This window comes from Paenibacillus sp. FSL M7-0656, assembly GCF_038003225.1.
In the GTDB taxonomy this organism is placed as follows: Bacteria; Bacillota; Bacilli; order Paenibacillales; family Paenibacillaceae; genus Paenibacillus; species Paenibacillus amylolyticus.
Genome location: NZ_JBBOOT010000001.1, coordinates 185,602 through 199,574 on the forward strand (window position 1 = coordinate 185,602; position 13,973 = coordinate 199,574).

A 13,973-nucleotide genomic window follows, 5' to 3' on the forward strand; every position below is an offset into this window, starting at 1 on the left:
TCCGTAGAATTCTTCATGATCCTTCTAATATTGGAGCACCTGATAGAATACATTAATAATCAGGAGAGTTCAGCCCGATAAAATAGAGGTGATGGCGAATGAACGGACGGGTCATGGCTGCAGGAGAGCAACCAGGAGGCAGACCATCCAGACAAATTAATATTGTGTTGCGTAACCAGGAACCTCAGATGTTGGTCAAAGATGAAGCAGCGGCAGTACAGGCAGCCAAGAGTATAACCAAACATGCGCACTTCCAGGAGATACAGGGTGAATTGGAGCAACTGGTTGGACTTGAAAATATCAAAGACTTGGTGTTTGAGATCTATGCTTTTCTACAGATTGCTCAGATGCGTACCGAAGCAGGCTTACTTAGTGGTGCGCACGTGTATCATATGATCTTCAAAGGTAATCCGGGAACCGGTAAGACCACCGTGGCGAGGATCGTTGCCAAACTCTTTCAGAAGATGGGTGTGTTAAGTAAAGGTCATCTTATTGAAGTAGAGCGTGCGGATCTGGTTGGAGAATATATAGGTCACACGGCGCAGAAAACAAGAGATCTGGTTAAGAAGGCACTCGGTGGGATATTGTTCATTGATGAAGCCTACAGTTTGGCCCGCGGGGGAGAGAAGGATTTTGGCAAGGAAGCTATTGATACACTTGTAAAATCAATGGAAGACAATAAAAACCAATTCATTCTCATATTGGCTGGTTATTCAGATGAAATTGATTTTTTTCTCCAGACCAATCCCGGATTACCTTCGCGCTTTCCCATTCAAGTGGAGTTTCCAGACTATAGCATTGATCAGTTGATTCAAATCTCTGAGATTATGGCCAAAGAGCGTGATTATATTCTAATGCCTCAGACCATACTCAAGCTAAAGCAACATTTGCTTCAGGAAAAAAATGATTCGCTGCATGCGTTCAGTAACGCCAGATACGTTCGTAATGCCATTGAGCGTTCGATCAGGCATCAGGCGGTTCGTTTGTTGGAACAATACTCGGAAGGCAGTCCAGGAAAACTGGAGCTGATGACAATCCGTACAGAGGATTTGAACTTTGAGCGAAAGTAAGCGATAATATAGTTTTTACACCAGCCGGCCGGGCCAACCGGTTCGGCTTAAGGCATGCCATGGCATATTCGTGGCAATGTATATCAACGGATTAATTTAGTAATTAGAGGGAGTGAACATATACATGACAAATGGCACGCATGATACAGATATGGTCAAAAAAGATCGCGCCGTCTTGGTGAGTCTTGTTACGGATGATGTAAAACGCACAGGTATCAATCCTGAGTACTCTTTAGAGGAATTGGTGAAACTTGCCGAGACAGCTGGAGTTGAAGTGCTAAGTGTACTTTCTCAGAACAGGGAAAAACGTGATACCAAATGGTTCATTGGTAAAGGTAAGGTGGAAGAACTCCGTGCAATCGCGGAGGAGCTCGGAGCAACTACGGCTATTTTTGATCAGGAATTGTCAGGTGCACAGGTTCGTAATCTGGAAGAAACCCTCGATCTCAAAATTATTGATCGTACCCAATTGATTTTGGACATCTTTGCACAACGGGCCAATACTAGAGAAGGTATCATTCAAGTGGAATTGGCTCAACATAGCTATTTGCTGCCACGGTTGTCGGGTCATGGCAAGAACCTGTCCAGACTCGGGGGCGGAATCGGAACAAGAGGCCCAGGTGAAAGCAAACTGGAGACAGACCGCCGTCACATTCGTGGTCGTATCGATGATCTGAAACGTCATCTGGAAGAATTGACACGTCATCGTAAGTTGCATCGTGAACGCCGTAAAAAGACAGGTATTGTTCAGGTGGCCCTTGTTGGTTATACCAATGCTGGCAAATCAACTTTGCTCAAGCAGTTGACGGCTGCAGATGTGTATATTCAAGATCAGCTATTCGCAACATTGGATCCTACATCACGTACGATGGAACTTCCAAGTGGAAAAGAAATCGTACTTACCGACACGGTTGGATTTATTCAAAATCTACCGCATGATCTGATTGCAGCATTCCGGGCAACGTTGGAGGAAGTGAATGAGGCAGACCTGATCCTGCATGTTGTGGACGCCTCATCAGCTATGCGTGAAGATCAGATGCGGACGGTTAATACGATTCTGCAAGAACTTGGTTCAGGGGACAAGCCGCAGTTAGTCCTGTATAACAAAAAAGATGCGTGCACACCAGAGCAACTTGAGATGCTTCCATTGGATAAAGACCATATTAAAGTAAGCGCATTAGACTCGGAGGATCTGCTTAAAATCCGTGAATTCATTCAGACAGAGCTGACAGGTGATACGAAGCGCTTCCGTATTCCGGCAGAACGTGGTGATCTTACGTCAGTACTCTATAAAATTGGTGATGTAGTGGATACCAGCTTTGAAGAGAATGATGTAATTTATGAAGTTGAATTGCAAAAAGGTGAATATGAGAAATTTGGTTATATGCTTGAAGAATTCATTGAATTGTAATATTCATGACATATTGATGTGATAAGTTACACGATAATGGATATTCGACGTCAGATTCGTGCTATGAAGGGGAATGAAGTAAGATGGTAAGCTTTGATTCAGAAATATCTGAACTTCAACGTCAAGTGGAGCGTCAGATTGAAGGACAACTGCAACAGATTGATCGGATCACAGATCACAATCAATGGAAGGTGATTAATGCTTTCCAACAGCGAAAAGTAAGTGATTTTCACTTTGCAGGTTCAACAGGTTATGCCTATAACGATCGTGGCCGTGAAGTGCTTGATGAAGTATATGCTGATGTTTTCGGCGCGGAAGCCGCGTTGGTGCGTCCTCATTTTGCTTCAGGTACTCATACGATTAGTACAGCTCTCTTTGGAGTTTTGCGTCCAGGTGACGAATTATTGTACATCACGGGTAAGCCTTACGACACATTGCATAAAGTTATTGGCAAACCCGGTGATGGTACAGGTTCATTACGCGATTTTGGCATCGGTTACCGTGAGACGGCCTTAACTGATGAAGGTGGAGTGGACTGGGTAGCAGTTGAAAAAAGCATTACACCGGCTACAAAAGTCATTGGGATTCAACGTTCACGTGGTTATGACTGGCGCTCATCCTTCTGTGTTGCTGAGATTGCTGACATGGTTACGCGTGTTAAAGAGCTTAAGGAAGATGTCATCGTATTCGTAGACAATTGTTACGGTGAATTCACGGAGGAACGTGAACCGACAGAAGTCGGAGTTGATCTGATGGCCGGATCACTGATCAAGAATCCTGGTGGAGGCATTGCGGAAACCGGTGGATACATATGTGGGAAGGAACAATACGTACAGCTGGCAGCTTATCGTCTAACAGCCCCTGGAATTGGGGGAGAGGTTGGAGCAATGCTGGGGACAACACGTGGCATCTACCAAGGACTTTACATGGCACCGACAATTGTAGGACAAGCTATCAAAGGAAGTACGTTTGCTGCTGCGATGTTTGCTGAATCCGGATTTGTAACCAAACCCGCCTGGAATGAAGCTCGCACAGATCTGATCCAGGCTGTTAAGTTTAGCTCTGCAGAGCATCTGATCGCCTTCGTGCAGGGGATTCAGCGTGCAGCAGCTGTGGATAGCCATGTGGTTCCTGAACCGTGGGACATGCCTGGTTATGAGCACCCTGTCATTATGGCGGCAGGTACGTTCATTCAGGGTGGAAGTCTGGAATTATCAGCCGACGCGCCTATTCGGGAGCCGTATATCGGGTATATGCAAGGCGGATTAACGTACTCTCATGTCAAATATGGCGTTTTGATGGCGTTACAGACTATGAAAGATCGTAAATTATTGTGAGTTTATCTAACACGTCATTGACACTTGGTAATAACTAAATGTACAATAGGGTGAAGAATAGATGACTGGAAGGTTGATGAACATGGGTGATGAAATCCGCAGAAATATGGCCTTATTCCCAATTGGTATTGTAATGAAACTTACGGATCTGTCTGCACGTCAGATTCGTTACTATGAGCAGCACAGCTTGATCGTTCCTGCGAGAACGTCAGGTAATCAACGGTTATTCTCTTTTAATGACGTAGAGAGATTGCTAGAGATCAAGGCTTTGATTGAAAAAGGAGTTAACATCGCGGGCATCAAACAAGTGATGAATCCTGTTTCAAAAGAATCCGAGGAAGCTACAGTTATCACGCCAGATACTGAAGTTAAACGCAGAGAGCTGTCCGATACGCAGTTGCACCGCTTGCTGAAGCAGCAGCTTGTATCAGGTAAGAGACCAGGACAAGTATCTCTCATTCAGGGAGAGCTTTCCCGATTCTTTAATAAAAACTAAATTCGCATAACTTGGCGAGTGAGGGGAAAACATGCACTTTTGGTGTGAGACTCCTTGACCCGTGGAACTTTCTAATGTACAAATATAACAGGCAAGCCAAATACGCAGATAAGAAAGGGAGAGGTTATAGTGAGTTATACAAAAGAAGACATTCTCCGCATTTCGAAAGAAGAAAACGTACGATTCATTCGATTGCAATTTACTGATTTGCTTGGAGCTATCAAAAACGTTGAGATTCCTGTGAGTCAGTTGACTAAGGCTCTGGATAACAAGATGATGTTCGATGGATCTTCCATTGAAGGTTATGTACGTATTGAAGAGTCCGACATGTACCTCTATCCAGATCTAGATTCTTGGCTTATTTTCCCATGGGTTGCAGAGAACCGTGTTGCACGTCTGATTTGCGACGTATATCTTCCGGATGGTAATCCGTTCCCAGGAGATCCACGTGGTATCTTGAAACGTAACCTGAAGGAAGCCCAAGATATGGGATTCACTTCCTTCAACGTTGGTCCTGAACCCGAGTTCTTCTTGTTCAAAACAGACGAAAAAGGAAACCCGACTAACGAACTGAATGACCAAGGTGGTTATTTCGACCTTGCGCCTACGGATCTTGGTGAAAACTGTCGTCGTGACATCGTTATCACACTTGAAGAAATGGGCTTTGAGATCGAAGCTTCCCACCATGAGGTAGCTCCAGGTCAGCATGAGATCGACTTCAAATATGCTGATGCTCTGAAAGCTGCTGACCAGATCCAAACGTTCAAACTCGTTGTTAAAACGATTGCACGTCAGCATGGTTTACATGCTACATTCATGCCAAAACCGCTGTTTGGTATGAACGGATCCGGTATGCACTGTAACCAGTCCTTGTTCAAAGGCAATGAGAACGCATTTGTTGATGAGTCGGACGAGTTGGGTCTGAGCAAAACTGCTCGTCACTTCATGGCTGGAACTCTGAAGCATGCACGTGCGTTTGCAGCAATTACTAACCCAACTGTGAACTCATACAAACGTCTTGTACCAGGTTATGAAGCACCTTGTTATGTAGCATGGTCTGCTAGTAACCGTAGCCCAATGATTCGTATTCCAGCTTCCCGTGGTCTGAGTACACGTGTTGAGGTTCGTAACCCGGATCCGGCTGCTAACCCTTACCTGGCTTTGTCTGTTCTGTTAAAAGCAGGTCTGGACGGAATCAAACGTGAGCTTTCCTTACCAACTCCAATTGACCGTAACATCTACATCATGTCAGAAGAAGAGCGTGTGGAAGAAGGCATTCCAAGCTTGCCAGCTGACCTGAAAGAAGCATTGAATGAATTGATCCGTAGCGAAGTCATCTGTGATGCTCTCGGCGACCACGCCTTGGCTCACTTCTATGAGCTGAAAGAAATTGAGTGGGATATGTACCGTACACAAGTCCACCAATGGGAACGCGATCAATATATCACTTCGTACTAATTGAAAAAAACCTTGTAACTACGGGGTTTTGAAGGAATGAGCCGGGGGACGTTTTGAGGGAATTGCACTTCTATTGAGGTTGCGTCCCCTAAACGTCCCTCGGTTTTTGATTTTCTGATCCAAAAATACGGGAAGTGTACTCTTCATATTTATCAATGTTACGCTTCTCTAGCTTTTTAGAAATATGAGCATACACATCGGATGTAATTTGCACACTGCCATGCCCAAGCTGCTCTTGTACAAATTTTATGTCGGCCCCAGCTTCAAGCATGATCACGGCATAGGTATGTCTGAAGGAATGGATCGTTAAATCCTCACTTAAACCCGCTTTTCTCAAAATTCTCTTCGAAGCATTAAATAAACTAGATTTAGGCATCGGACTACCATCATTCCTGCACAAGACGAGATTTAAATCGTGTCTGTACATGGACTCCCCTAAATTGATCTTATTTTGATTCTGCCATGAAGCATGGTACCTCAAATCATTTATGATTCCGTTACTTACACTAATGGTGCGGGTAGAATTTCCGGTTTTTGTTTCTCCGAAAAGTTCATCCTCGTCTGCGGCTTGAAAATCGAGTGTTTCATCCACGCGGATCGTCTTTTCTTTGAAATTGATATCCGACCACCTGAGAGCGGCAACTTCACCTTTTCGTAAACCCGTTTCAATAAGCAATTTGAAGAAAATCCAATAAATGTACCCATACCCTCGGGCCGTGTGAAGGAATTTGGGAATGTCTTCTGAATCAATTACATGGATTGCGTAATATTTTTCCTTGAATCAGTGCATGTTCCATGGCTGAGTATACAGTAGAGTTGATGATCTCGGCCGTACGTTTGCTGAGTCCCTTTTTAAACAGAGAGTCCAAAAAGACCTGATACATATCTGGTTTTAAATCTTTGAGCATCAGACGTTTAAAATAAGGTTTGATATGGGTATTAAGGTTGTTTTCATGTAGTTTGATCGTATTCTTTCGTACAACTTCTTTTTTGTAGTTATTTATCCAATTTCGAATGTAATCGACCAAAGGAATGTCGCTCTGTTCGAACCCTTGCTTTAGCTACTTTAAAAATTCAGCAGTAGCTAATTCAGCCTCTGGTTTAGTTCGAAAACCCGCTTCGGATTTCTCTTTTTGTTGTTGAGTGAACGGATCGGTGTATTTTAACCGATACCTCCAGCCACTTTTTAATTTCTTAAAACTTGCCAATTTCATTCCTCCCTACTAGAAAAAGGAGAAAGAGCTTCGAATTAAAGTCGGAAAAGATATTTTAAAAAAATCATCAAAAAACGAGCCTTCGGTAACTAAGGCTCGTTTGTGCAGGAGTCATATTTGGCTCCAATAACTATGTTTAAATTAGTGCAGAGGTTTCTTGCGGAAAAGTAACTAAAACAATTCTACCCTATTTCACAGGAATTGATCATACTTTAGCTTTAAAGTTCTTGTCCTTGGTTCGAGACCAGAACTTGTACCGATTGCCGAAAAGGAAATGATCTGATTACCGATTAGATAAGTATTTAACTACTTGTCACTGCTCTAATTCATTAAGCTGGCGGGCAGTTTAGTTTAAGATTAACTGAGGTGAACCATATCATCGCTAGTGATAAAGCAGAGAATTGAACTGGATATCGCATCGGCAACGCTGAGTTTGCAGGAAGGAGCTTAAAGTATTCACGTACTCGATACATGTGGAGTGTCTAATATTGATGGTCCGTAAGGAATAGATGAGATGTGACAGTTTAGCTCAAACGACTTAATTGTATAGTGTTGACACTTCGCCCACTCGGAGTAATATGTTACTATTGAGATAGCATTCTATTTCCGATGAAGATAGTTTGAATGTTATTTATGAAGGAGAGACACTATGACAATGTTCGAGAACAACAGCGGTTGTTTGTATAGAGCTAATAATATAAGTAACCGCCTTAAATCCGGATAGTGATAATTGTTATAGTGTAGACTTTGCTACCTTAAAATTCAACTATTTTAAGGAGCGGCTATCATGAGATATGTAAATGCCGACATCATCTTTCCGGAAGAATTACTAAATGAAATACAAAAGTATATGAACGGTGGATTGGTTTACGTCCCTAGATCAAAAGGTTTGAGTTAAAAATCGGGGTGAAAATTCAGGCAGCAGAAAAATTATAATCTTAGAAATGATGAAATCCGGCGAAAGTTTCTCGATGGTGACACTATCGAGAAACTTTCAGATCGATTTTTCCTTTCAAGCGATACTATTAAAAAGATCGTTTATACAAAATAATAGCTTAACAAAAGTCGCATTGGAAGAAATCCTAATGTGACTTTTTTGTGTATAGTATAGTTTAAATTGTTTATTACATATTTTCAAGCTTTTACTATCGTTATAATAACATATAAGAGAAGTAGTTGATTTACTTCATAAAATAAAAACTGCAGGGGGATAACAAATGAATGATTTTTTTAGATTTGATACTGATGAAGAACGGCGGGCGTTATTAATCAGAGCAAGGAAAGTCGCTTTATCTGCAATTCAAAAGTATAACTTAGAATGGGATAACATCCAGTTTATTCAACTATCCGATACGATCACGTATAAAATTGAAACCAGTACAGATAACAATTATTTACTTCGCATTCATTCGGACCGATTAAGCAGAGAGGAAATTCGTTCGGAGCTGCTACTGTTACAAGCCCTGAACAAATCGAAAGATCTAAATGTACCAGAAGGGATGGCAAATTGTGATGGTATTTATGTATTGGACATCGAAACAGAGATAGGATATAGGCGCCCTTATGTAACGATGATGCGGTGGATAGAAGGTGAAAAAGCAGTAGGTGAATTTACAGATAATCAAGCATATAATATGGGTGTATTGATGAGCAGGCTCCATGCAGCGGCAAAGGATTTCAATCCACCTTCTGATTTTGTAAGACCTACTTGGGGAGTAGAAAGTTTTAAACGTGAAATGGCTAAGTTGGAACGTTATTATGAACGTTTTTTATCCGAAGAGGGGTGGAAGCTGTATCAAGATGCAGCTGAGAAGGTTGTATCCCAACTTACCACGATGCATCCAAGTGAACATAACTATGGGCTCATTCATGCTGATTTACATACCGGTAATATGGTTTTTAGAGATAATCAACCCTATCCGATTGATTTTGGAAGATGTGGGTACGGATATTATCTCTATGATATGGCAGGTACCATATTGGAGCTTTGGCCAAAACATCGATGGATGCTTGTCCAAGGTTATGAGAGTATTAGGAAGTTGGAAACGGACTATATTCGGGATCTGGAATGTTTTTTTGTCATGTTCATGATCGAGAACACCTGCCATCACTCCTCTGATCCAAGAGAAACAACCAGTTTAATCGATGAACAAAAGTATGCCCAAGCATACATAAGAGAATATTTAAATGGTAATCCATTTTTATTCGAAGTGATCGAGCCTGTAAATGTGGATTAATACTAACCGATACCGGGCTAAAATAATGATATCTTATGGTGATGATTTACAATAGGTCGCTGTTTAGAGTGTTTGTTCGTATCATCAAGTTTTAAAAACGTGAGCTATGACTTCGAGTTTATATAAGATCTACTTGTGTACTTAGCGCTGAAACTTTTCTGTTTATTATGAAGATTTATGCTTATTCATGAAGTTTGTCCGATCCAATTGTTCTTCAGCTTCTCTAGTTCCCCTTCATTTTCGGGGTGTATTTTGACGGAGCTGTTTGGGTCGTTTCGTGATTTTTTAAACTGGCATTGAGTTGGAATGAAGGCGACTCGAATTGGTGGGTCGTCTTTTTTCTTTTCTAGGGGCTTGATGGTTTGCGCCGAATGTTCAGTTCAGCGAGATGCCAAAAACGGTTGAGGCATTATGGAAGATCGAGCTTTTATATGGAAAGCATCCGTCCTATACGGAGCGTCCAGAAGGGGTAGCTGTAGGAATGATGGGAAAACTTCTGATAAGAGATGATGGCACATCTCGAGAGAACGGGTACTGTATAGAACGTTATTTCTTTTTTTGTGTATGTAAAACCGCCTTACAGCGGTGTAAGCGCAAGTTAATCAAAGTATCGAACAGAGCAGTAAAATGTTGTTGTTGAAAGATGTAAAAAGGAAAATCTTCGAATTAGTAACAGAAAAGATATTTTACAAGATACATCAAAAAACGAGCCTTTGTATATAAGGCTCGTTTGTGCAGGAGTCATATTTGGCTCCGAAAGTTATGTTAAGTCTACTACATTTGTTTTATCGCTGAGAAAGTAACTATAAGTCGGAATAGAGATGTGTCTAATCATTGTGCGTTTAACTGAAAATATCATTTAGTATCCTAGCGCATGAGAAGTTACATATTATTATACAGCAACTGAAACGCTGAGATAAGGAGTCAGATATTAAAAAACGAAATATAGTACTGAAAATAGCTGTTGAGCAAAGGGAATTATACTGGTTAAAGCTATCATCATAAATATTATTTAAAAACTTTAAGGTATATAAGAGAAATTATACCAAATTTATGTTATAATATTTTTGAGTTGGAAAAACAATACTTGATTCTGTGAACAAGAGGTGAGAGCAACTATGAAAAATAGAAACATAACAGGTATTGTATTGGCTATAATCTATTGCATTGTTCTTTACTTTATTTTAACAGATTCTCCGCCTGGTGAAGCTCCAAATAATCCGTTCTGGGTTTATTTGTTTATTCCAATTGGGGCTATTGTGATTACATCTTTGTTTGATTACGTAATCAAATTCGATTTTTTTAGAAAAAAGAAAGATTAGAATTGAATGGAGGACTAAAATGATACAAACAATGAAAATTGCTAAAACATTTTTAGCCGGAGTCATGCTTTCTACATCTATCTCAATTCCAGCATTCGCTCAAGATCAGGCAAATTCTTTACCAGCACTTCAAGTGGAAAATAGCCTTTTAGAACTAGTCGAAAGTACAACCGATAATTCCATCACTTTTAAAGACGGTTCTACATTAATTCAATATGACAGCTATTATATTGCAACAGATTTAAATGGTAAAGATGAGTTAAAAATTACAAAAGTTGATGAGACTAAAGTAAAGTATGAAAATCTTCAAACTGGCGAAGTGAATTATGCTACAAACGAAATAAAACCTATTCACGAAGATCTCAGTTTCTCGCCACAAGCATTAGCAGACGGTTATGTATATAAAGGCAAAGTAGAAAATTCCACAGAGATAATATATGCAACTGCTTCTGCAATAGCAGGTATACTTGCTTCCTTTATAGGAGGACCTGTAGGTGGTAGAATAGCGGGCATACTTGTAAGCATCGGTGGTTATTATCTTTCTAAGGATGCTCCTAGAGCCTACTGGGTAACAAAAACATACACTAGAGATGTTAGGCATAGTGATTTTAGTGCGACATTATTCATCAGGAAGGACCATCACTATTATAAATATCATGATTATACCGGTTTTATTGATACCGCTTCTACAATCCAGACTTGCCAACCTTTTGGTTGTGGTCCAGTGAACGAATATTAAATCTATTTATGTCGGATAGAAAATATCCCATTAAAGTCGCTATTATAGCGGCTTTTTTGTTTTATTCGTACAAGTTCATTTTTCGATTACCGATTAGATAAATATTTAACTACTTAGCAGAAACTAAATAAATTGATAGAGTGGTCTTACGAAAAAGAAAAGCTCAACCGATAAAGCAATTGATGCTTTAATCCGTTGACAAAATATTAAAGGAGTAACAAGTAGGTTTCTAACTGGCGTAGGTGTTGTTGTCACTCTTCCAGTAGCTAAACCAGCTGATTAATGTACGTGCAAATACGAGTGATAGCTGCCATTGCTCACATGCGTGGTTATAATCCAAAAGATGATGAAGTTAAAACGTTGGTTTTTTCGTGTCTTACCAGACAAGCTGCTACAGATATTTTGAAGGCTGGTATAAAACCGGGCAGTATACCTGTAAAGAATGCGATTAGTAAGATTTCAAACGTAGCAATTAAGACTATAAATCATGTTTGGTGAAAATGGTATTATGTTTTCTTTCCAAATAAGTGTAGCCCAGCTGAATTAGACTTAAAAATAGTTTTAAGATAACGGACAGGATAGTGTAATTATTACGCGAATTATCCTAGGGAGTTGCATAAAGAAGGAAAAGCGTATCTAGAAAAATAAAAAAACTTCTTAGTGAGACTGGTGGAAAGTGTGCAAACCCGGGATGTTTAAGAATAGAGCCTGTTGATTACCATCAAATCAAGGTATGGGCAATTCATAAAAAACACGAAACTAGGCACATGATTGCGTGGAAAACTTAAAATAACTGATGATGAGTTATATAGATGGAAGCAGATAAAAGGGTCACCAAAGAAGCCTATGTTTGTCTGTAACCATGGCTTACTTTTAACATGATGCATTCGTTCACCGATAGATAATCGTAAAGCTCTCTTTTCATTAATGAAAGGGGAGTTTTTTATATGTGGTAACTAAACATTTCTATTTTGAAGAAATGTATCAATTCATGTTAGTAACAGCGCAAAAACCATTGTCATTTATCTAGTAACCCATTAAAGAGAAACTGAAATTAGAATTCTTTCTTACAGTGCATCAAACTGTCGGAAGCAAAAAATCTAAATTAAGCTTCCTTAGAAATTCTAATAGCCACTACATAGTAGCAAGTACTAGCTTTCACTCTATAAAAAATCCAACCATCGTTCAAATACATACAAATGGATGTTTCATTTGTATGTTGAAAGTTTCATATAGAAGAGGTATACTTTAATTAAATTTTGAACAATTTAATTTTAAATAATTAATTGGAGATGTTAATATGGATCAGGCAAAACAACTTGTGACAGAACAACGTACATTTTTTTATACAGGACAAACTAAAAATATCGAGTATCGGATTAATGCACTTCAACAGCTTAGAAAGGGAATTGAAAAGCATCAGCAATGGATTCAAGATGCACTTCGGGCAGATCTGAACAAATCTGAGGCGGAAGCTTACGGTTCCGAGATTCGCATTGTTCTGGGTGAACTGGATTTTGCATTAGAACATCTGCAGGAATGGGCTGCACCAAAACAAGTCCCAACTAATCCGGCTATGCAGGATGGGGTGAGCACCATTTACCCTGAACCATACGGAGTGGCTCTTATTATTGCACCTTGGAACTATCCTTTCCAACTGGCCTTTGGTCCACTGATTGGAGCAATTGCAGCCGGTAACTGTGCAGTTATCAAGCCTTCTGAATTAACACCAGCGGTATCTCGTTTGACATATGATCTGATTCTGGAGATCTTCCCTCAGGAGTATATCGCCGTTATGGAAGGGAAAGTTGAAGCCAGTACAGCATTGTTGAAAGAGAAGTTTGATTATATTTTCTTCACAGGAAGCACAGGTGTTGGTCGCATTGTTATGAAGGCAGCTGCGGAGCATTTGACTCCTGTAACCCTGGAGCTAGGGGGCAAGAGTCCTGCTATTGTCCATAACGATGCAGAACTAAAGCTGGTGGCCCAGCGTATTGTTCGTGGTAAGTTCCTGAATGCAGGCCAAACTTGCGTTGCTCCGGATTATTTGCTTGTACATGAACAAGTTCATGACGAATTGATCAATCTGATTGGCGCAGAGATCAAAGATAAATTTGGGGACGATGTGTTACAGAACGCTGATTTCCCGCATATTGTTAACTCGCGTAACTTTGATCGGTTGTCGAAATTCCTAACAGATGGCAAAACGCTGATTGGTGGACGTTCTGTACGAGAGCAGTTGCTCATTGAGCCGACTGTACTTGGAGATGTGAACTGGGAATCAGCTGTCATGCAAGAAGAGATCTTCGGTCCGATTCTTCCTGTATTTACGTACAGTGACCTGAATCCTATGCTAGATGAGATTGTTCGCCGGCCAAAACCATTGGCGCTATATCTCTTCACACAGGATGAGCAGTTGCAGGATCAGGTTCTGAATCAAGTATCCTTCGGTGGGGGATGTATTAATGACACACTTTCTCATATGACTTCACACTACCTCCCGTTTGGTGGTGTAGGAGAGAGCGGTATGGGCTCATATCACGGACAACAGAGCTTTGATGTGTTCTCGCATCACAAGAGTGTTCTGAAACGCAGTGAATAATTAGCCGCTAAAATAACAAAAACAAAAAAAAGAGGTTGTCCTGTTGATCAGGACAACCTCTTTCGTATTTCATTACATCTAGTTTTG

General features: G+C 40.5%; 8 protein-coding genes and 1 pseudogene. 8 read left to right on the forward strand and 1 reads right to left on the reverse strand.

The features are described from left to right. Positions 1-98 precede the first annotated feature (98 nt). The 5 genes from MHI01_RS00750 (at position 99) to glnA (ending at position 5,772) form a co-directional block, all read left to right on the forward strand. Positions 99-1,070, forward strand: coding sequence for an AAA family ATPase (locus tag MHI01_RS00750; RefSeq protein WP_036613563.1), 972 nt, complete (start codon positions 99-101; stop codon positions 1,068-1,070). A 124-nt stretch (positions 1,071-1,194) separates the two neighbouring features. Continuing rightward, complete coding sequence (hflX, locus tag MHI01_RS00755; RefSeq protein ID WP_076317601.1) at positions 1,195-2,481, forward strand: GTPase HflX; 1,287 nt, start codon at positions 1,195-1,197, stop codon at positions 2,479-2,481. A gap of 83 nt (positions 2,482-2,564) precedes the next feature. Further along, complete coding sequence (locus MHI01_RS00760; RefSeq protein WP_340982271.1) at positions 2,565-3,818, forward strand: methionine gamma-lyase family protein; 1,254 nt, start codon at positions 2,565-2,567, stop codon at positions 3,816-3,818. A gap of 82 nt (positions 3,819-3,900) precedes the next feature. After that, on the forward strand, positions 3,901-4,314 hold the full coding sequence (locus tag MHI01_RS00765) for a MerR family transcriptional regulator (RefSeq protein ID WP_017687924.1): 414 nt from the start codon (positions 3,901-3,903) through the stop codon (positions 4,312-4,314). A 129-nt stretch (positions 4,315-4,443) separates the two neighbouring features. Further along, on the forward strand, positions 4,444-5,772 hold the full coding sequence (glnA, locus tag MHI01_RS00770; protein WP_340982272.1) for a type I glutamate--ammonia ligase: 1,329 nt from the start codon (positions 4,444-4,446) through the stop codon (positions 5,770-5,772). Positions 5,773-5,860: 88 nt separating this feature from the next. Here the strand turns inward: glnA and MHI01_RS00775 are convergent. Next, a pseudogene (locus MHI01_RS00775) lies at positions 5,861-6,980 on the reverse strand (tyrosine-type recombinase/integrase). A 1,223-nt stretch (positions 6,981-8,203) separates the two neighbouring features. Here MHI01_RS00775 and MHI01_RS00785 point away from each other — a divergent pair. The 3 genes from MHI01_RS00785 to MHI01_RS00795 all read left to right on the forward strand — a co-directional run bounded on the left by MHI01_RS00785 (position 8,204) and on the right by MHI01_RS00795 (position 13,886). Next, positions 8,204-9,223, forward strand: a complete 1,020-nt coding sequence (locus MHI01_RS00785; RefSeq protein WP_340982274.1) for a phosphotransferase enzyme family protein — start codon at positions 8,204-8,206, stop codon at positions 9,221-9,223. Positions 9,224-10,564: 1,341 nt separating this feature from the next. Further along, positions 10,565-11,284 carry an adenosine deaminase gene (locus tag MHI01_RS00790; protein WP_340982276.1) on the forward strand — a complete coding sequence of 240 codons (720 nt, stop codon included), beginning with the start codon at positions 10,565-10,567 and terminating at the stop codon, positions 11,282-11,284. 1,300 nt (positions 11,285-12,584) lie between these two features. Further along, the gene (locus MHI01_RS00795) at positions 12,585-13,886 is read left to right on the forward strand and encodes an aldehyde dehydrogenase (protein WP_340982277.1); all 1,302 of its coding nucleotides are present in this window, start codon (positions 12,585-12,587) and stop codon (positions 13,884-13,886) included. Positions 13,887-13,973: the final 87 nt, after the last annotated feature.